General features: G+C 68.9%; 18 protein-coding genes and 1 pseudogene. 6 read left to right on the top strand and 13 right to left on the bottom strand.

Annotation, left to right across the window (positions count from 1 at the left end):
* Positions 1 to 79: 79 nt before the first annotated feature.
* The 3 genes and pseudogenes from JYG32_RS20770 to JYG32_RS20780 all read right to left on the bottom strand — a co-directional run.
* Positions 80 to 958 carry a MipA/OmpV family protein gene (locus JYG32_RS20770; protein ID WP_213266792.1) on the bottom strand — a complete coding sequence of 293 codons (879 nt, stop codon included), beginning with the start codon at positions 956 to 958 and terminating at the stop codon, positions 80 to 82.
* Between the two features lie 206 nt (positions 959 to 1,164).
* Positions 1,165 to 1,476 carry a hypothetical protein gene (locus JYG32_RS20775; protein WP_213266793.1) on the bottom strand — a complete coding sequence of 104 codons (312 nt, stop codon included), beginning with the start codon at positions 1,474 to 1,476 and terminating at the stop codon, positions 1,165 to 1,167.
* A gap of 367 nt (positions 1,477 to 1,843) precedes the next feature.
* Positions 1,844 to 2,106: pseudogene (locus JYG32_RS20780) on the bottom strand (hypothetical protein); the annotation flags it as partial.
* Positions 2,107 to 2,247: 141 nt separating this feature from the next.
* On the opposite strand from JYG32_RS20780, the gene JYG32_RS20785 reads away from it, so the two are divergent.
* The 3 genes from JYG32_RS20785 (at position 2,248) to JYG32_RS20795 (ending at position 3,831) form a co-directional block, all read left to right on the top strand.
* Positions 2,248 to 2,496, top strand: coding sequence for a hypothetical protein (locus tag JYG32_RS20785; RefSeq protein WP_174379606.1), 249 nt, complete (start codon positions 2,248 to 2,250; stop codon positions 2,494 to 2,496).
* Between the two features lie 339 nt (positions 2,497 to 2,835).
* On the top strand, positions 2,836 to 3,267 hold the full coding sequence (locus tag JYG32_RS20790; RefSeq protein WP_213266794.1) for a CBS domain-containing protein: 432 nt from the start codon (positions 2,836 to 2,838) through the stop codon (positions 3,265 to 3,267).
* A 144-nt stretch (positions 3,268 to 3,411) separates the two neighbouring features.
* Positions 3,412 to 3,831, top strand: a complete 420-nt coding sequence (locus JYG32_RS20795; RefSeq protein WP_249744839.1) for a PRC-barrel domain-containing protein — start codon at positions 3,412 to 3,414, stop codon at positions 3,829 to 3,831.
* Positions 3,832 to 3,853: 22 nt separating this feature from the next.
* Here the strand turns inward: JYG32_RS20795 and JYG32_RS20800 are convergent, their stop codons facing one another.
* The 3 genes from JYG32_RS20800 to JYG32_RS20815 form a co-directional block, all read right to left on the bottom strand.
* Entirely contained in the window at positions 3,854 to 4,477 is a 624-nt protein-coding gene (locus JYG32_RS20800; RefSeq protein ID WP_213266795.1) for a DUF4142 domain-containing protein, read from the bottom strand.
* A gap of 51 nt (positions 4,478 to 4,528) precedes the next feature.
* A complete protein-coding gene (locus JYG32_RS39000; RefSeq protein ID WP_249744840.1) occupies positions 4,529 to 4,978 on the bottom strand; it encodes a hypothetical protein in 450 nt (149 codons plus the stop codon).
* Between the two features lie 65 nt (positions 4,979 to 5,043).
* Positions 5,044 to 6,984: a hybrid sensor histidine kinase/response regulator gene (locus JYG32_RS20815; RefSeq protein ID WP_213266796.1), complete on the bottom strand. Its 1,941-nt coding sequence runs from the start codon at positions 6,982 to 6,984 to the stop codon at positions 5,044 to 5,046.
* 403 nt (positions 6,985 to 7,387) lie between these two features.
* Here JYG32_RS20815 and JYG32_RS20820 point away from each other — a divergent pair, with 403 nt between their 5' ends.
* A complete protein-coding gene (locus JYG32_RS20820) occupies positions 7,388 to 8,425 on the top strand; it encodes a sigma-54 interaction domain-containing protein (protein ID WP_174379639.1) in 1,038 nt (345 codons plus the stop codon).
* 30 nt (positions 8,426 to 8,455) lie between these two features.
* On the opposite strand, the gene JYG32_RS20825 is transcribed toward JYG32_RS20820, so the two are convergent.
* Positions 8,456 to 10,255, bottom strand: a complete 1,800-nt coding sequence (locus JYG32_RS20825; protein ID WP_213266797.1) for a methyl-accepting chemotaxis protein — start codon at positions 10,253 to 10,255, stop codon at positions 8,456 to 8,458.
* Between the two features lie 183 nt (positions 10,256 to 10,438).
* On the bottom strand, positions 10,439 to 10,693 hold the full coding sequence (locus tag JYG32_RS20830; protein WP_213266798.1) for a DUF3562 domain-containing protein: 255 nt from the start codon (positions 10,691 to 10,693) through the stop codon (positions 10,439 to 10,441).
* Between JYG32_RS20830 and JYG32_RS20835 the strand changes: the two genes are divergently transcribed.
* Together JYG32_RS20835 and JYG32_RS20840 are read left to right on the top strand one after the other, a co-directional pair.
* Complete coding sequence (locus JYG32_RS20835) at positions 10,686 to 10,973, top strand: hypothetical protein (RefSeq protein ID WP_213266799.1); 288 nt, start codon at positions 10,686 to 10,688, stop codon at positions 10,971 to 10,973. The two genes, JYG32_RS20830 and JYG32_RS20835, sit on opposite strands and share 8 nt — an antisense overlap.
* A 283-nt stretch (positions 10,974 to 11,256) precedes the next feature.
* Positions 11,257 to 11,691, top strand: a complete 435-nt coding sequence (locus JYG32_RS20840) for a hypothetical protein (RefSeq protein ID WP_213266800.1) — start codon at positions 11,257 to 11,259, stop codon at positions 11,689 to 11,691.
* A 522-nt stretch (positions 11,692 to 12,213) separates the two neighbouring features.
* Here JYG32_RS20840 and JYG32_RS20845 read toward each other — a convergent pair.
* The 5 genes from JYG32_RS20845 to JYG32_RS20865 all read right to left on the bottom strand — a co-directional run bounded on the left by JYG32_RS20845 (position 12,214) and on the right by JYG32_RS20865 (position 17,736).
* Entirely contained in the window at positions 12,214 to 13,149 is a 936-nt protein-coding gene (locus JYG32_RS20845) for a universal stress protein (RefSeq protein ID WP_213266801.1), read from the bottom strand.
* Positions 13,150 to 13,356: 207 nt separating this feature from the next.
* Complete coding sequence (locus tag JYG32_RS20850; RefSeq protein ID WP_213266802.1) at positions 13,357 to 14,775, bottom strand: amino acid permease; 1,419 nt, start codon at positions 14,773 to 14,775, stop codon at positions 13,357 to 13,359.
* Positions 14,776 to 15,180: 405 nt separating this feature from the next.
* On the bottom strand, positions 15,181 to 16,206 hold the full coding sequence (locus JYG32_RS20855) for a DedA family protein/thiosulfate sulfurtransferase GlpE (RefSeq protein ID WP_174379597.1): 1,026 nt from the start codon (positions 16,204 to 16,206) through the stop codon (positions 15,181 to 15,183).
* Positions 16,207 to 16,393: 187 nt separating this feature from the next.
* The gene (locus tag JYG32_RS20860) at positions 16,394 to 16,900 is read right to left on the bottom strand and encodes a cupin domain-containing protein (RefSeq protein WP_213266803.1); all 507 of its coding nucleotides are present in this window, start codon (positions 16,898 to 16,900) and stop codon (positions 16,394 to 16,396) included.
* A 365-nt stretch (positions 16,901 to 17,265) separates the two neighbouring features.
* Positions 17,266 to 17,736, bottom strand: coding sequence for a universal stress protein (locus JYG32_RS20865; RefSeq protein ID WP_174379595.1), 471 nt, complete (start codon positions 17,734 to 17,736; stop codon positions 17,266 to 17,268).
* Positions 17,737 to 18,041: the final 305 nt, after the last annotated feature.

Raw genomic sequence — 18,041 nt, forward strand, 5'->3', positions numbered from 1 at the left:
ACATTTGTACAGGTCGGAATCATATCAAATGTGACAGGAAACGCCGCACGCCGCGTCGGCCTTCTGCTGCCCGGCCCGGTCAGAACTGGTAATTCACCGACATGTCGAACACGCCGTTGGTCGACTGCTGCGTGATCGGGCTGCGCGCCGCGCGGCCGACCAGCTGCTCGATCGCGCCGTCCATCGTGACGAACCAGTGCTTGTTCACGAACCAGACCATCGTCACGCCCACGCCAGCCGACTTGATCCCCGCGCCCGACGAATAGGCCGGCAGCCCCGAACGCGCGGCGGCGCCCTGGCTCACCCCGAACCAGCTGTTCATGTAGCGCGAGTCGGCGAACGACACGGTCGGCCCCGCGAACCAGAAGAAGTTTTCGTTGCTGCCGGGCATCGGCATGTACGCGGAGAAATCGCCGGTCCAGCCGTTCGAGCCGCCGATGCTGCGCCGGACATCCGCGCGCAGCACGAGCGGGAAGTCTTTCGAGATCACGTAATCGGCCGCCAGCTTCATCACGGGCGCCGCGTTGATGTTGTCGAGGCCGTTCAGGTGGCCGAGATCGTCGGCCGAGCGGCGGCCGAGGTCATAGCCGACCGACAGGCTCACGCGCCAGTTCGGCCCGCGCAGCACGTTCGCGCCCAGCCCCTCGCCCGTCGACAGGAAGAACAGGTCGCGATAGCGGATGTCGAGATTCGGGCCGCCCATCACGCGATAGCGGTCGGAGCCCGCATAGCGCGGCTGCAGCGTCATCGCGGCACCGACGCTGACCTGCCAGGTGGAGACGGTCGGATCGAACAGTTTCTCGAGCGGCACGCCCGCCGAGTATTGCCACTCGCCGAGCGGCGAAGGCGTCTGGGCCGACGCGTCGCGGGTGCCGGCCGCGGCGAGCGCCGCACATGCCGACAGGACGGATACGAACCGGCGTGCGCCGGGTGACAGCAACGGGCGAGCAACAGTCATCAAGGCGGTCTCCGTCGGTTGCGCGAAACGAACCTGAGGGAAAGCGCGTTGCGCCTCTTCGGCTGCAGCGGCTGGCAGCCTGCGGCGCGAACGTAGCGTGCGCTGAATTAACGGACATCCTACGCGACGCGCGCGCAGACGCAAAGCGCCCGCTGCGCGCGGGCACTTTGCCTCGTTCCTGGGTGGATGGGCGGAGCGTTGCCGGATCAGAAGCGCTCGACGTGATAGTCGCCGGCCAGCGCGGCCGGGCTGCGCGTCGACATCATCCGCGAGAAGCCGTCCGCGAGCCGCCCGAGCGCGAGCTGTTTCTGGCTGGCGTCCCAGTGCGTATAGGTGTCGTATGCGGCATCGTCGAACGAAACGGTGACGGCGACCGGGCGGCCGCTGGCGCGAAAGCCGATATGCAGCACGCCGCCCGGCAACTCCTCGATGTGATAACGCAACGAGCGCGATTCGAAATAGCGGCTCAGCACCTGAGCGATCGCGCGCTTGTCTGGCGATTGCACGTGAATGTCCATGAGGGTCCTCCTTTCAGTGGTCGTGCGGTCGGTTGCGGCACACCGCGTCCGCCCGGCATCCACATCGGCGGCGGGTGCAACGGCGGATCGCCCTGCGGCAGGCCGTCGGGCACCGGCGGATCGACGGGATCGTCGTGATCGGGCGGCGTCGGATCGGGGTCGACGTCGGGTGTCGGTTCGGGGCGGTGCAGCGTGAATGGCGTCTTCATGTCACTCCCGCGCGGACGGCACGCGCATCTCGATGGCGCTGCGACCGCGCGCAAGCGGCATGCCCGCTCCCGCGCCGTACGCGTCGACCGATCCGGTCGGACGCTGCCGTGCGGTCAGTCGTCGCAGGCGGCCAGCCCCTGCCACATCGTGCGCCCTTGCGCCCTTGCGCGGTCAGCCGCACCGCGAGCACGAACGGATCGGACGGCGCGCATTGCGAGACGAGCGCCCGCTGCGCGCGCTCGGGGCCGTCGTAGGCAGTGTCGTTCAGTTCGCGCACACGTCCTTGCCTTCGAACGTGCGCCGTTCGGGCCGATAGACCAGCGATTCGCGCTTCCACGTGCCGAACCGCTCGCGCACGTGGCCGAAATCGCCGCCGCATACGTTCGCGTCGTAACGTATCCTTTTCTTGAATGCATTCATCACGATGTCCTCTCGTCCACGCCGACGGCGCGCGGGTCATGCCCGGCGCACCCGCCGGCTTCCCCGGCGCGCAAGCGCCTGCCGCCGATGCCGCGCGGGCACGGCGCTTGCGCCTGCATCAACGACCAAGGAGGTTCGACCATGACCGTTCACGCCCCCGGCCGCCGCGACGCCGTGTCACCGGCTGCCGGATTGCTCCGGCTCGCCACGTCCCGCCCGCCGCCCGAAGACAAGACGGAGGAGCGCATCGACGAAGGGCTCGATGAGTCGTTTCCGGCCAGCGACCCGCCCGCCGTCGGCGGTGCGACGCGTATCGACCCCGCCAAGCCGTCCGGCAAGCACGAACGTCGCGCGCCGCACGTCCCTTCCCCGCCCCGCGATCACGGCTGACGGCGGCACCCGGCTCGGGAGGCGCGGCAGCGCATCCGCGGGCCGGCGAAATCCGGAGTGATCCGATGAAAAGCCTTGAACGTCGATGGCATGAAATCCGCGGCGCAGCCGGCGTTGCGGCGCTGGCCGCGATCGAAAGCGCCGTAGTACTGGCAATCGTCGCGATGACGGGCATCGGCCACTGACGCCCCACCCCGCCCGTTCGCGGCTGCCACCGTGGAAGATGTACAAGCGGGCCGGCAAATTTCTCCGTCGCCCGGCCGACGAGGTCCGGCGTGCGCGGAGCGCGCGCGGCACGGCATCTGCTCCCGAATCGTGTCGCTCACGAAGGAGGCATTCATGTATCGCGTCAACGAGATCATGTCGCGCGACGTGGTGTGCGTCGCGCCGACCGACACGATTCGCCATGCGGCTGAACTGATGCAGCGCTTCGATATCGGTGTGCTGCCGGTTTGCGACGGCACCGAACTCGTCGCGATCGTGACCGACCGCGACCTCGCGGTGCGGGCGCTGTCGCACGGCCATTCGTCCGATACACCCGTGCAGGCGGTTGCGTCCATGCCCGTGCAGTGGTGCATCGAGGACGATGGCGTCGGCGACGTCCAGCAGCGGATGGCCGACGTGCAGTTGCATCGGTTGCCGGTGCTCGACCGCAACCTGCGGCTGGTCGGCATCGTGTCGCTCGGCGACATCGCGACGCGCGCGGGCGGCCCTGCGCGCGACGAGCTGGCCAATACGCTCGAGGACGTGTCGCTGCCGCGCCGGCGCTGACCGGCGCCCACTCATTCCGCGTGGCGCGCCCGGGTTGCCGTTTCGACCAGGAGGTATTCGACGACGACTGACAGACCGTCGCGCGCCGCCGCGCGCATTGTCGGCGGCAGCCGCGGCACGGCCCCGGGCGGGCCGGGGCCCGACGTGATGGCCGCCCGCACGCTCGCAGGCGATCGCGTGCTGACGATGGACGGCGACGACATCGGCAAGGTCACCGACATCATGCTCGACGTGCGTTCCGGCCGGATCGCGTATGCGGTCGTCGCGTCGCGCGGCGTGCGCGGGAGCGGCGACAAGCTGCTCGCGGTGCCGTGGAACGTGCTCATGCTCGACGTCGAGCGCAAATGCTTCGTGCTGCCCGTTGCCACCGGGCACGTGCGCGATGCGCCCGGCTTCGACCACGACCGCTGGCCGGCAATGGCCGACCCGGACTGGGCCGAGGCACTGCATGCGTACTACGGCAGCTCGCCGTACTGGCTGATCGCGGAAGGAGAAACGGCGATCGACTCGCCGCCTTACGAGGCGTCGCCGGGCGGCCCCGAAGACGGCCAGCGGCAACGTTGAAACCGGCCAACTGCAACGCGACTCAGTGCGCGGCCGCCACCGTCTGCGCGAGCTGCCGCGCGGCGGCCAGATGCGCGTTCAGCGTCGGCAGCGTGCCGGCCGCGAATGCGCGAAGCTGCGGGTCGCGACCGTTCCGCGCCTCGGCCTCATAGAGCCGGATCGCCGCCTCGTGCGCGCGCGGGCCCGCCAGCGCGACATAGGCTGTGTCGAACGCGTGGCCATCCTTCGTTCGCAATGCCGTCACTGCCGGATCGACAAGCATCCGCGTCTGAACCGGTACGCCCTTTTGCGCGCCAAGCTGCCGCAATTCGCCGGCGATGCGCGCTTGATCGTCGACCATCCGGCGTGCGAATGCCTGCACGTCCGGATTCGACGAGCGGTCGAGCGCGAGCTGGCTGGCCTGCCGCTCGACCTTGCCGAGCATCCCGGCCTTGTCGACGAATTCGGCGTCGATGCCGGTCGGCCGCTGCGTCATGCCGGCCTCGTCGGCGGTCGGGCCGGGGCGGACGACGCCCGGTGCGACGTGCACCGACGAGGCGGGCGGCGCCTGCGCGTGCGAGAGCACGAACGCCAGTGCGCCGGCGGTGGCTGCCAGCGCGCATGCCGCCGAGCGGCGCCCGTCCCGGTTCATCCGATTCGTTTTCATCCGGGGACCTCCGTGTGTCGAGACGGAACGGGCCGACCGCGCGGTTTTCCGTCACGCGGGACGCTCGGCCGACGTGAAGAAATCGGTCCATGCGCCGTTGTTCCACGCGCCCTCGGTGCGCTCCACCAACAGCGCGCCGGCGGCGAGCATCGTCCGCTCCGAGAACGTGATCGTGCGCCGTGTCACATGCGCGGCCAGCACGACACCGTTCTCGCACTGCTTCAGCGCACCGTGGCCCTCCGACGCGTCGCCGCGCATCTTGCCGAGCGCCGCCCTGACGCGGGAGGCGAGCGTCGCATCGCGGATCTGGCCGCCGACGGCCGACGCCTGGCTCGAGAGCTTCGCGCCGACACCCTCCGCGGCCGATGCGTAGCGGGGTGTCGCGACCCATGCCCACGCCAGCATCAATATGCTCGCGATCGGCACGACCGGCGGCATGCGTTTCGCGCGAGCCGGCCTGCCGCCCGTGCCGTCGCGCCGTGTACTTTTCGTTGCGTCCATCGTGCTTCCTTTCCCGATGTTGACCGAACGCGCGCCCGGAGCGCAGCCGCGCCGGGCGCCCGCGGTTACCGGTCGTGTCCTTTCCCGCCGCGCGCATCGTCGGGCGCGACGTCGACGATCACGCTCGCCAGCGTCGGCATGTCGACCGGCTTGCACAGATACGCGTCGAAGCCGGCAGCCATCACGCGGTGGCGGTCCGCCTTGCCGGCGTGCGCTGTAACCGCGACCACGGGCAGGTGCCCGCCGCCGCCCGGCAAATGGCGGATGCGGTCGAGCAGCCAGAAGCCGTCGCCGTCCGGCATCGCGAGATCCGACAGCACGACGCTCGGCGGATGCCGTTCGACCGCGTCGAGCGCGTCGTGCCCCGACTGCGCGGTCGACACCTGCGCGCCCATCGTTTCGAGCGCCGCGGCGAGGCTCGCGCGCGACGTTGCGTCGTCGTCGACGACGAGCACGCGCTGGCCGTCGAGCGCAGCTGTCGCCGACGTGCCGGTCGGGCGCGCCGGCTGCTCGGCCGGATCATCGGCGTCCCAGCCGGTCGGCAGCGTGACCGTCACGGTGGTCCCGCGCCCGGCGCCCGCGCTCGTCGCGACGACGTCGCCGCCGTGCAGTTGCGCGATGTTGCGCACGATCGACAGGCCGAGCCCGAGGCCGCGTTTCGGCGACGCGAACGCGCGTTCGGGCCGGCTGAAGGCCTCGAACAGGTACGGCAGGTACTCCGGCGCGATGCCCTGCCCCGTATCGGCGACCGACAGCCGCACGCGCTCGCCCGCGCGGGTCAGCGACACGTCGATGCGCCCGCCCGGCGGCGTGAACTTGATCGCGTTCGACAGCAGGTTCGACAGGGCCTGGCGCAAGCGCTCGCCGTCCGCCGGAATCACGCAGGTCGCCATCGCGCATTCCGTCGACAGCAAGAGCCCGTTCGCCTGCGCCGTCGCGTCGAGTTCGCGCGTGGCGTCGCGCACGATCCGCACGAGATCGACCGGCACGCGTTCGAGGCGCAGCCGGCCGGTCGCAAGCGACGACGCATCGAGCAGATCGCCGACCATGTGCGACAGCGACCGCGCGCTGCGATCGATCGCGTCGACCGCCTGCTGCACGAACCCCCGCCCGTCGACGTTGCGCAGCACCTCGACCCAGCCGTAGATCACGTTCAGCGGCGTGCGCAACTCGTGCGACACCGTGACCAGCAACTCGTCCTTCAATCGGTTCGACGTGTCGGCCTGCGCATACGCGTCGCGCGCGCCGCGCAGCGAGCGCATGTCGCGCCGTTCGCCGCGGCGGCGTTCGCGCGCTTCGCGCAGCGTTATCGACAGGCCCGTGCAGTTGCCCTGCGCATCGACGATCGGCGACGCGGCAAAGGTCGCACGAAAGCGGCTGCCGTCGCGGCGCACGCACAGCACGTCGAACGGCCCGACCGGCGCCCGCAGGTTCGCGAACGATGCGGGCACCGGATGCCGCCGCAACCAGCGCGGCGCGATCATCGCGGCGATGTCGCGCCCGGTTGCCTGCGCCGCGTCGATCCCGAAGATCCGTCGCGCGGCCGGATTCCAGCTCGTGATCCGTCGCGCGGCATCGACCCCGACGATCACATCGGGCGAAGCATCGACCACACGGCGCAGCAGGCCGTCGTCAGACGCACGTGCGTCGCCATCGATTTCGCGCAGACGATTGTTCGCGAGCAGCGGCTTCATGGCCATCACGAGCAAGCACTCGACGAAGCCGATTGCGACGAACGTGCCGGCCTGCACGAGCAGCGTGGCCAGCGGCGCATCGTGCCACCACAGCGTGCCGATCACGGCCACGCTCGCAACCGTCGCGGCCAGGCCGCCGCCGAACGACGTCAGCCACGCGGCAGCCGCGACGGCTGCATAGAAAGGCATAGGCGCAAACGGCGCGTGCTCGCCGACGACGCGAATCGCCCACGCCTGCAGCGCGGACGCCAGCCCGACGGCCAGCACGACCCATGCACCCTGCCGTAACAGCTCACGGGTCAGGGTTCTCATTGCATCCTTGCTCGCGCCGGCTCCCGTCGCGCGGTGTCGTGCCGCTGTTCGGCCATCCGGCATGCCGTCGTGCGTGCCGGGCGAGCCTGATGACGTCAGCAAACGACATGCCTGACGCGGGCACGGATCGGTATTCGGGCAGAGGATGGCCGGGCGTCGCGTCGTGGCGGCTGTCTATCGCAACGCAGCCGGTCCGGTACCGGTCGATTTCGCGGGCCGCTTCGGCGGAATGCGGTCGCGACCGGCTTTTTCATCGGGTTTCTGTAAAAAAGCACCGGTACGACCCCGGATGGCGCAGTCGTTCCCGCTGCAAGCGGAAAGATCGATGGACGATTCCTTCCCCCCGCGCCGCGCACATTGGAAATTCCTATTCAGCGGCACCTTCGCGGCGGTTTCGCTGTCGATGATAAATATTGCAATGAACGGAACACGTGATGCCGATTTTCAAAACGGCCCGCCAACGCCGATGAGTGAAACCGCAAACCAGTCGAAGCAGCGCGCAGACGGCCGCCGGCTGTCCGGCCGGTCCTCCGCGATGCGCACCCTGCTCGGCCGCATCGAGAAAATCGCGCCGACCCGCGCCAGCGTGATGATTGCCGGCGAAAGCGGGGTCGGCAAGGATATCGTGGCGCGCCGGCTGCACGATCTCAGTGCACGGCGGGACGGCCCGTTCGTGCCCGTGAACTGCAGCGCGATCCCGCCCGATATCGCCGAGTCGCAACTGTTCGGGCACGAGAAAGGCAGTTTCACCGGCGCGATCGCGCAGCGGGAAGGCTATTTCGAAGCGGCGCGCGGCGGCACGCTGCTGCTCGACGAGATCGCGGAAATGCCCGCGGCGCTGCAGGTGAAGCTGCTGCGGGCAATCGAATCGAATGCGATCGTACGGGTCGGCGGCACCGAGCCGATTCCGCTCGACGTGCGCATCGTGTCGGCCACCCGCCACAATCCGGCCGAAGCCGTGCGCGACGGCCGGCTGCGCGAGGACCTGTTCTACCGCCTCGCCGCGTTTGCGCTGTACGTGCCGCCGCTGCGCCAGCGCGACGGCGACGTCGAGGCGATCGCGCGGGAATTCGTCGATACGCTGAACGCGCGGCACCGCTCGCGCAAGCGGCTGACCGACGCGGCGATCGCGGCGCTGCACGCGTATTCGTGGCCCGGCAACGTGCGCGAGCTGCACAACACGATCGAGCGTGCGTACATCCTGGCGGACGAAGGCATCGACGTCGCGCTGCCGAAGCAGCCGATGCCGCCCGACCGCACGTCGGAGAACGCGATGGCGCTGCCGCTCGGCGCGACGCTGCACCACGCGCAGCAGCGCTTCATCGCGGCGACGCTGCACTACTTCGACGGCAACAAGCCGCGCGCGGCAAAAGCGCTCGGGATCAGCCTGAAGACGCTCTACAACCGGCTCGCGCTGATGCGCGACCGAAGCAGCTCCTGAGCGGCACGGCCGCGCCTCCCGCGGGCCGCGTCACGCGACCTTGAACTGCCCGACCGTGGTTGCCAGCGCGTTCGCCTGCGACTGCAGCGCGGTTGCGGCGGCGGTCGACTGTTCGACGAGCGCCGCGTTCTGCTGCACCATTTCGTCGAGCTGCGTGACCGCGCGATTCACTTCCTGGATGCCGCGCGTCTGCTCGTTCGCCGCGTGCGTGATCTCGGAGATGATCGTCGTCACGTTCGATACGTTGGACACGATCTCGCGCATCGTGTCGCCGGCCTGGCGCACCTGCCCGGACCCGGCCGACACGCTCGCGACCGTCGATTCGACCAGCACCTTCACTTCGCGCGCGGCCTGCGCGCTGCGTTGCGCGAGGCTGCGCACTTCCTGCGCGACGACCGCGAAGCCGCGGCCCTGCTCGCCCGCGCGGGCCGCTTCGACGGCCGCGTTCAGCGCAAGGATGTTGGTCTGGAATGCGATCCCGTCGATCACGCCGATGATGTCGCCGATCCGGCCCGACGCTTCCTCGATCTTCTCCATCGTCGCGACGACGTCCGACACGACCACGCCGCCGTGCGACGCGATCCGCGACGCGGCCGCCGCGCGTTCGTCGGCCTGGCCTGCGGCCGCTGCCGACTGGCCGAGGGTCGCGGTGATCTCTTCCATCGACGCGGCCGTTTCCTCGAGGCTGGCCGCCGCCGATTCGGTGCGCGACGACAGGTCCTGGTTGCCCGCCGCGATTTCGTTCGCGGCCGTGCGCACCGATTCGCTCGCGTCGCGGATCTGCCGCATCACGTCGTTCAGCTTGTCGACGAAGCTGTTGAACGAGCGCGCGATGTCGGCGACTTCGTCGCGGCCGTCGGCCGGCAGGCGCTGCGTCAGGTCGCCCGAGCCCGAGCCGATCGCGGCCATCGCCTGGCGTACCTGCGACAGGCGGCGGAACGCGGTCGCGGTGATCGCACCGATGATCAGCGACGCGACGCCGACGATCACGACCAGCGTGATCAGCGATGCGGTCAGCAACGAGCGCATCCCGGCCGTCGCCTCGGTCTTGTCGAGCAGCACCAGCGCGTACCAGTCGGTGCCCGGCACGGGCCGCGCGCGCACCAGCTTCGCATCGCCGCCGACACCGACCTCGACGGGCGTGTTCGCGGCCGCGACCGATGCGGCGCTCATCGCGCCGAGCTCGGGCGACACGTCGGCGACCGGCTTCAGCGTGAGCTTCGGGTCCGGGTGCGCGACGACGTGGCCGCTGCTGTCGATCAACATCCCGAAGCTCGCGGGCGTCGGGCGAATCGACTTCACGTTCGCGATCACGCTGTCCATCGCGACGTCCGCGGCGACGACGCCCTTCAGCGCGCCGTCGCGCAGGATCGGCACCGCGAACGTGACGACGAGGTTACCGGTGCCGGCATCGACGTAAGGCGGCGTGACGACCGGCTTGCCGGCCTGCGCGGCCTGCTTGTACCACGGGCGGCCGGTCGGATCGTAGTCGGGCGGGATGCCGGTCGGGTCGGAGAAGCGGAACGCCTTGTCGGCGTAGCCTGCATAGACGTTCGTGAAGCCGCCGGCCACGGCCATCTGCTTGAACACCGGGAGCGGATCGGGCGCCAGCGCGGCATCCTGCAGCGACGCGATCATCCGGCTCCGGGTGGCGACCCAGTCGGCGATCCCGACCACGTGGCCGCTCGCGACGGAGGTCAGGTTGCGGTCGATCGCGTCGTCGTTGTACGAGCGTGCGATGAAGTAGTTGATCAGCGTCGTGGCGACGAGCGCGAATACGACGATGGCGACGCACGCGGCAAGGATGCGGGCGCGGATGGACGAGAACATGGCAACGACTCGGTAAGGGAGCGCGAACGCCCGGTGGACGAATTCACCGGGTAAACGGCAATCGCGCCGCTTACTTGAGGCCGTTGTGACAAATCAGTGAGAAATATGACGAAAGACGTCGCCGTCGGTTGGGCGCGGCGACGGGTCGCTCGACGCCGCGGCGTCAGCCACGGCGATCGCTCGTCATAGACGATGGCTCGGGCGCGAATCGGATTCCGCGGGCGACGCACCGGCCCGCGTGTCGCTGTCGAGATCGTCCTGCTGGCGCATCCGCTCGCGCAGGTGCCGGATCGCGAACACGTGGATGTAGTCGTGCACGCGCGCGCCGGACGACAGCACGCGCACTTCGTCGTCGAGCATCGCGCGCAACTGATCCGCGCCGATCGCACGCTGTTCGGCGGCTTCCTTGAGTGAATCGAGCAAATTGTCCTTGGACATCGACGAACTCCTGACGGTCGAGGAACGAAAAGATGACGGTACTGGAAGTTTAAAGACTGGACGGCCGCGCGGCGTGCGATGCGCCGGCGTGTGTTTGCGCGCGATCAACGACACGTTGCGTGCCGCCGTGCCGATCCGTCCCCGGACCGGCCGCGCCTGGTTCGCGGCGCAAACTGCCCGCGAACGAGACTGGAAGCCCTGCCACGCCACCCCGGCGCGCGGCACCGACGATGGGCGGCCGATGGAAGGCCGCGCGATGCCGATGCACTGGGGACCTTAGACCGGCCGAAATCATGCGTCAAGCGACGCCTGTGGCACCCCGATCATTCGTCGGAACGAACACGCCGAACCCACCGAGAACCCACCGACCCCGCCGATCGTCCGCCGTGCGTGTCAGCGGATTCCGATACGCACGCGCAATGCCTGACAGCGACTTCAGCGCGCGCCGATTGGCAGCGCGTTATCGGCACCCGATACTGATGGCATGAACAAGACGTTCATGCCGGGTCATCGCCCAGCCGGCCGTCGAGCCGGTATGCGGGGTCTGGTGCAGGAGGCCAACCATGACACATCGCAACTTCCCGGGCCGGGACGGCCAGCGGCGCGCAGCGGGCAACGCGCGCGCCCTGCCCGCCCGAACCGTGTCGGCCGGCAACCGTCCGTCCGACGATCTCGACACCTTGCTCGCGCTCGCACGCGACGCCGGGCTGCTCGTCACGCTCGACGGGCAGATCGGCCGCGAAAAGTACCAGAGCGTCTCGGGGTCGGTCCTCGCGCTGCAACGGTTCGCCACCGCGCTCTGCGCGCGGGCCGCCCCCGACGCGCCGGCCGTTTCGGAGCCGCGTCGCAAGGCACGCCCCGGCTGGCCGCATGCGAACCGGCTGCGCAGTCGCACATCCGCCGCGCGCGGGCCGCTGCATGTCGGACGCCAACGTCCGCGTGTACGCCGCGGCGCCGGCCGCCGGCACGACTTGCGGTCGATTCTTCGCACCCTCTGAACGCGCACGCGGCCGGCACGGCGCGGGGCCGTGCATCGGCTGCGCGCGACAGAAACTTCTGCAGGGGCTGCAGCGTGCCGCGCATGTACTGCGTTGCCGCGCATGCCGCGACCAACACTGATCCGCATTGGCGCGATCACTGGCCGTCACGCGCCGTTCCACACGGCAGCATTCACGGCGATTCCTGCGGGGAATAGCAATCCAACGGGGCCAGCAACGCGGAAAGCGGACGGGGTGACTCGCACCCCGCCCGTCCTCCAAGGCAGCCGTCGGCTGCCTACCCTCGTGCCAGAGAGTTCCCGGTCGGACGACGCGCCATGCAACGCGTGGCGCGGCTCCTGAAAATGATGTAACGGCAGCGAATGCGCCGTCGATCGATGCTCGCGGTCATGCGCGCTTGTCATCGCGCATGCACGACAGACCGACCGCGTCGCCGGATGTTCCGCGAGTGTCCCACGCGATGCGCATGCCGTTTCTGATGCAGGTCAACTCCTACCCGATTCGTACACGACACCGCACCGCTCACTCCGCACCACGCACGAGCAAAACAGGCACTTCCGCCAGGTGCGCAACGCGGCGCGCGACGCTGCCGATCAACCAGGCAGCAATGCCGCGCCGGCCATGCGTGCCGACCACCAGCAGTTCCGCACGCCAGTGCACGGCGTCGCGCATCAGCGCATGCGCCACGTCGTCGCTGGTCGGGCGCGTTTCGACAACACCGCGCTTGGTCGGGTTGCCGGTCGCATGGAACAGCGGGCCGATCTTCGCGAGCGCATCCTCGCCCTCCGCGCGGTACGCATCCTCGAGCGCGCGCACCGGCACGAAATCCGTCAGGCGAATCGCGCGATCGATCACGTATGCCGCATACAGCAGCGTCGTCGGCGCCGCGAAGCCGAGCCCGACGCGCACCGCGTGCAGCGACGGTTCGCTGCCGTCGACCGCGAACATCAGCCGCTGCAGCGTGCCGTCCGACGGACGTGCATAAGCGGCCGGCACGATCAGCAGCGCACAACGCGCGCGTGCCGTCAGCGTGTCCGAGATCGCGCCTTCGACGAGCCGCAGCAGCCCGTGATGCGGATTCGCGCCGACCATGAGCACGTCCGCGCGCCATTCCGACGTGTCGGTCACCAGTGCATCCGCGACCGAGCCGCCGGTGACCGACGTATCGACGATGGCCTGCTCGACGTCGATACCGCTGTCGGCGAACAGCGCCGCGATCCGCGCGTTGATGGCTTGCGCCTCGCCCATCATCTCCTCGCGCGCGGACGTCAGCAGCGCGTCGATACGCGGGATGTCGGGCAGGACGAGGCGCGGGTTGTCGATTGCGCAGACGATGCGCAATCGCATGCCGGGACGCAGCAGCGTGCGCGCGTAGCGCGCGGCTGACAGCGATTCGGGCGTCGGATCGACGGCCAGCACGATCCGGGCAAGTGGCGGGATGGACTGGGCAGGCTGCATGGCGAAGGCCTCCGTGCGGGCACGTCGTCGCGGAACGACGTCGGGAGCTTCGCGCGGAAGCGGCGCGCGGCGGCCGGACAGCCGCCGCGGTCGCAGGGATCGGCGGGTAGCCACGCGAAGCGCGGACAAGCAATGGGTTCAGCATAGGACGTCCGGCCCGCGCGCGCATGATCGCGATCAACGATCGCGCAGCCCTGCCCGTACCGCTTACGACTTCGTCGGCACCGATGCCGCCGGACGGTTCGCGTAGAACAGCGCATACGCGATGCCGAGCAGCACGATCCATACCGGCCCGATCACGAGCGCGACGCGCGTGTCGGGCGTGAACGCCATCAGCACGACGACCAGCGCGAGAAACCCGAGCGCGACGAACGAACCGAGCGGATGGAACGGTACGCGGATCGGCAGGCGCGCAATCCTGTCGGCCGACAGCGTGCGGCGAAAGCGCATCTGCGCGATCAGGATCACGCACCACGTCCAGATCGCACCGAACGTCGACACCGACGTGAGCCACGTGAACACGTGCTGCGGCGCGAGATAGTTGAGCAGCACGCCGATCAGCAGCAGCGCGACCGACACGATCACGCCGTACACCGGCACGCCGTTGCGGTTCACGCGGCCGAGGCTGGCCGGCGCCTGGCCCTGCTGCGCGAGGTTGTAGAGCATCCGCGCGGTGCTGAACAGGCCGCTGTTGCACGACGACAGCGCCGCGGTCAGCACGACGAAGTTGATGATGCCGGCGGCGGCCGGAATGCCGAGCCGCGAGAACGTCATCACGAACGGGCTGCCCTGCGTGCCGATCTGGTCCCACGGATACAGCGACATGATCACGAACAACGCGCCGATGTAGAAAATCAGCACGCGCCAGAACACCGAGTTCACGGCCTTCGTCAGCGACTTCTCCGGGTTGCGCGCCTCGCCGGCCGTGAGGCCCAGCATCTCCACGCCGAGATACGCGAACATCACGATCGGCAGCGCGCCGATCACGCCGCCGATGCCGTTCGGCATGAAGCCGCCGTGCGCCCACAGGTTCGAGATGCCGGTCGCGACACCGCCGTTGCCGATGCCGAACGCGATCATCAGCCCGCCGCCGATGATCATCAGCACGATCGTGACGATCTTGATCAGCGCGAACCAGAACTCGAATTCGCCGTACAGCTTGACCGCGATGAAGTTCACCGAGCCCATCGCCGTGAGCGCCGCGAGCGCCCAGATCCAGTTCGGCACGCCGGGGAACCACATGTGCATGTAGACGCCGACCGCCGTGATTTCCGCCATGCAGGTGACGATCCACACGAACCAGTAGGTCCAGCCGGTCAGGTAACCGGCGAGCGGGCCGAGGTAGTCGCGCGCGTAACGGCTGAACGCGCCGGCAACCGGATTGGTGATCGCCATCTCGCCGAGGGCGCGCATGATCAGGAAGATCGCGATGCCGCCCAGCAGGTAGGTCAGCAGGATGGCCGGGCCGGCCGTGCGGATCGCGGTGGCCGAGCCAAGGAACAGGCCGACGCCGATCGTCGCGCCGAGCGCCATCAGGTTGATGTGCCGTTCTTCCAGCCCGCGATGCAACTGGTCTTCTGGTTGTTTCAAGTCCGTCTCCTGGCAGCCGCGTGCGGGCCGCCGCATTGTGTCGATGTCAATGCGCGGACGTTCATGCCGATCTTGGCAGCCGAAAACGAAATAATCTCCGCCGTCGTTTTCCGAATGAGAAACGACACGAATACCGCGTCACTCCGATTGGAATCGCCGCGGATTATCCGTGGGTTCCGGAACAATCCGGAAAACGGATCGGGCCTTTCACGGAATACGCCCGTGCGGCCCGTGCGACGCGGCTGCGCGCGTGACGAGCGACAACGGGATCAATCGCTTTCGGCGCGAACGAACGCGCGTCGAATGTGCGCGATCACGCGCACGCAATAGGCAGGCGGGATTATATGAATGATCAGAGGTTTCATGCCAGCCGATTTTCGTAAAATCGCGATGCGTGAAACCGGCGGCGGAATTCGAATGCGCGCGACGCCGCGCACGCATTTATTTGGACAGCGTCGCGCGCACCGTATATTCGCCCTCGAGCGCACCGTGTTCGGGACGCACGAAATAGCGCGACGCATCGAGATCGGCCGGCAGCGGCTCGACCGGGAAACCATGCTTCTCCCACGCATCGAGGCCGCCCTTCAGCGCGCGGATGTTGTGGATCATCTTCTTGCGCTGCATCTTCGCGATGATGCGTTTCGCGGTCGCCTCGTTCGGGCACACGCAATAGACGACGATCGGCCGTTTCAGCATTTCCGGGTCGAGCAGGTCCGGCGAATCGAGATCGACCGGCACCGCGCCGGCGATCCGGTACGGCTCGCGTTCGCGGATCGCGCGCGGCCGCGCGTCGAAGATCAGCGGCGGTTCGTCCGACGTCATCATCTCGACGAGTTGCGGCGGCGAGATGCGCACCTGCGCGAGATAGCGGCGGAACTGCACGCGGCGCACCCAGCGGTACAGCAGGAACGTGATGAAGATCGCGAGGAACGCGTCGAGTATCGTGCCGCCGCTTGCGCGCACCCACAGCACGAACTGGACGATCTGGTCGTGAATGGCCGCGCCGCCGACGAGCCAGAACGCGGCCCACAGCGACGCGCCGGCCAGATCCCAGAACAGGAACACGCCGACGCCGATCGCGGTCGTGCCGAGCAGCGGCGCCGACACGAGGCCGAGGCCCGGCAGGAATTTGGACAGCACGAGCAGCGGCGCGCCGTATCTTTCGAATACGTTACGCGCGAAGCGCAGCGTCGTGTCGAGCGACAGCGAGAAGCGCACGAGGCCGTTCAGCAGGCGCCGGCCGCGCGTGCGACCCATGAAGAACCACAGCGAATCGGCGAGCATCGTCGCACCGATCGCCGCCGCGAACATGCTTGCCCAGGACGCCTGCCCCATCGCCGCCATCGTACCGCCGAGAATCAGCATCGGCACGGCCGGCACCGGCACGCCGAGCTGCGTGATCAACACGCTCGCGAACACGGCCCACGGGCCGAGCGACGATGGAATTGCAACGGGAAAGTGCCACACGGCGGCGCTCCTGGAAGACATGCGGGCCGCGCGACGGGGGCCGTCGGTACGGCAGTGCAGCGGCCGCCGCGGCACGTCCGCAGCAGACCTTTTGCATCCCAGGCATTCTAAACGGGTTTGGCCGGGATCGCGCGGAACACACGCCATCGGCGCGGGCTTCCGGGCGACGGTTGCACCGCTGTGGCAATCATGCGTCCGGGCGTGGCGCGAGCCTTGCGACGTGTTCCGCGTAGTCGGGAAACGCGGCAGTCAGCATGGCCGCGTCGGCCAGTTCGAATTCCGCGAACTCGAAGCCCGGCGCAACCGTGCAGCCGACGAGCGCGACGTGCTCCGGCGACGCGCAGCGCGCGCCGAACCAGCGCCCGGCCGGCACGACCGTCTGGAACACGGTGCCCGGATGCGTGAGCGGGTTGCCGAGCCGGTGGATCGTCAGCCCGTCGCGCTCGTCGAGCACCCACACCTCGAGCGGATCGCCCGTGTAGAAATGCCAGACCTCGTCGGAGCGAATCCGGTGCCACGACGAATAGGCGCCGTCGCACAGCAGGTAGTAGATCGCGGTCGATGCGGCGCGCGGCGCGCCGTCGGCCGGCCGAACGACCGAATCGGTCGCGCGGTAGGTTTCGCGGAAATAACCGCCTTCGGGATGCGGCTGCAGGTCGAACTGGCGGATCAGGTCGGTGGCGGAAATCGGCATGGCGGATGACGTCGGTAAGGTAGGAAACCGGCATCCGGCGTAGGACCCGGTTCATCGCGGATGCGACCGGGTGCCGCCGGATACCGCTGCGTCGATCGCCGCAGCCATGCGCGCGGCGAGGAAGCGAACACGGCCGATGCTGCCAGAACTGCGTGTCGGGATGCAACCGCGCGCGTGCAATGACGGACATGCGGGCGCATCCCGGGCACCCTCGTCCGGACGAAGCAACGGAAGCGACAGACGAACTCACGCGCGCCGCGCCGATCCGTGCGCCGTACGTTCCATCGGGCAGACATCCGGCAAAGGCGCGCGGCAGTCTCGTGCCCAACCGCAACCGCTCAAGCGTCAGCGCGGCACCGCGTGCATCACGCGGCCGCCGGCGCCCCCGGCTCGTTGTGCCGCACCAGCAGCACCGGCCGGTCGGCCGCCCGCAGCAGCGATTCCGCGACGCTGCCGAGCAGCAGCCGGCGCAGGCCGTGCCGCCCGCTCGTCCCCATCACGATCAGGTCGGCGTCGGCTTCGGCCGCCGTGCGCATCAGTACCGTCGCGATGTCTTCGCCGTACGCATCGAGCGCGCGCACGGTGCCGGGCACCTGTTGCTGCGCGAGCACCGCTTTCGCGTCGTCGAGCACCGGCGTCGCGGCAGCGGTGGCGGCCGCATCGTCGTCGCGCTCGGCCGCGAAGCCTGCGTCGACGTCGACGAGCTGCGGCCGATGCTCGACGACATACGCGCAGGTGACCTCGCCGCCGGACGCCGCCGCGATCCGGATCGCCTCGTTCAGCGCGAGACGCGCATTCGGGCTGCCGTCGAGCCCGACGAAAATCCGCTTGTACATGGTCCGTCCCTCCGACCGGACACGCGCCGCGCATTGCGCGACAGCGGCCCGTTACCGCAAGCCGGCCCGGTGCCGGCTTGCCTGCCGAACAGTCTGCTCCACGTGCCGACGCGCCTGTTGACGCGCGTCAAGCGCGGCCGGCACGTCCGCTGCTCCGCGCCGTTTGCCGCAATTTCAAGTGACCCTATTACATAAAACGTGTAAAACGCGCACAATTTCATCTTGAAAATAGACGTTGCACGCAGCCAGTGCGAGTTTTGCCTGGTTTTGCCGCGCTGCCCGTGTGCCGCGGGCGGCCCCGACAA

It is taken from the genome of Burkholderia pyrrocinia (assembly GCF_018417535.1).
GTDB classification, from domain to species: domain Bacteria; phylum Pseudomonadota; class Gammaproteobacteria; order Burkholderiales; family Burkholderiaceae; genus Burkholderia; species Burkholderia pyrrocinia_E.

Bases quoted from the DNA above. Each gene is read 5' to 3' on its own strand.
- JYG32_RS20770 (WP_213266792.1), bottom strand. From the start codon at position 958: ATGACTGTTGCTCGCCCGTTGCTGTCACCCGGCGCACGCCGGTTCGTA.
- JYG32_RS20775 (WP_213266793.1), bottom strand. From the start codon at position 1,476: ATGGACATTCACGTGCAATCGCCAGACAAGCGCGCGATCGCTCAGGTG.
- JYG32_RS20785 (WP_174379606.1), top strand. From the start codon at position 2,248: ATGACCGTTCACGCCCCCGGCCGCCGCGACGCCGTGTCACCGGCTGCC.
- JYG32_RS20790 (WP_213266794.1), top strand. From the start codon at position 2,836: ATGTATCGCGTCAACGAGATCATGTCGCGCGACGTGGTGTGCGTCGCG.
- JYG32_RS20800 (WP_213266795.1), bottom strand. From the start codon at position 4,477: ATGAAAACGAATCGGATGAACCGGGACGGGCGCCGCTCGGCGGCATGC.
- JYG32_RS39000 (WP_249744840.1), bottom strand. From the start codon at position 4,978: ATGGACGCAACGAAAAGTACACGGCGCGACGGCACGGGCGGCAGGCCG.
- JYG32_RS20815 (WP_213266796.1), bottom strand. From the start codon at position 6,984: ATGAGAACCCTGACCCGTGAGCTGTTACGGCAGGGTGCATGGGTCGTG.
- JYG32_RS20820 (WP_174379639.1), top strand. From the start codon at position 7,388: ATGATAAATATTGCAATGAACGGAACACGTGATGCCGATTTTCAAAAC.
- JYG32_RS20825 (WP_213266797.1), bottom strand. From the start codon at position 10,255: ATGTTCTCGTCCATCCGCGCCCGCATCCTTGCCGCGTGCGTCGCCATC.
- JYG32_RS20830 (WP_213266798.1), bottom strand. From the start codon at position 10,693: ATGTCCAAGGACAATTTGCTCGATTCACTCAAGGAAGCCGCCGAACAG.
- JYG32_RS20840 (WP_213266800.1), top strand. From the start codon at position 11,257: ATGACACATCGCAACTTCCCGGGCCGGGACGGCCAGCGGCGCGCAGCG.
- JYG32_RS20845 (WP_213266801.1), bottom strand. From the start codon at position 13,149: ATGCAGCCTGCCCAGTCCATCCCGCCACTTGCCCGGATCGTGCTGGCC.
- JYG32_RS20850 (WP_213266802.1), bottom strand. From the start codon at position 14,775: ATGCGGCGGCCCGCACGCGGCTGCCAGGAGACGGACTTGAAACAACCA.
- JYG32_RS20860 (WP_213266803.1), bottom strand. From the start codon at position 16,900: ATGCCGATTTCCGCCACCGACCTGATCCGCCAGTTCGACCTGCAGCCG.
- JYG32_RS20865 (WP_174379595.1), bottom strand. From the start codon at position 17,736: ATGTACAAGCGGATTTTCGTCGGGCTCGACGGCAGCCCGAATGCGCGT.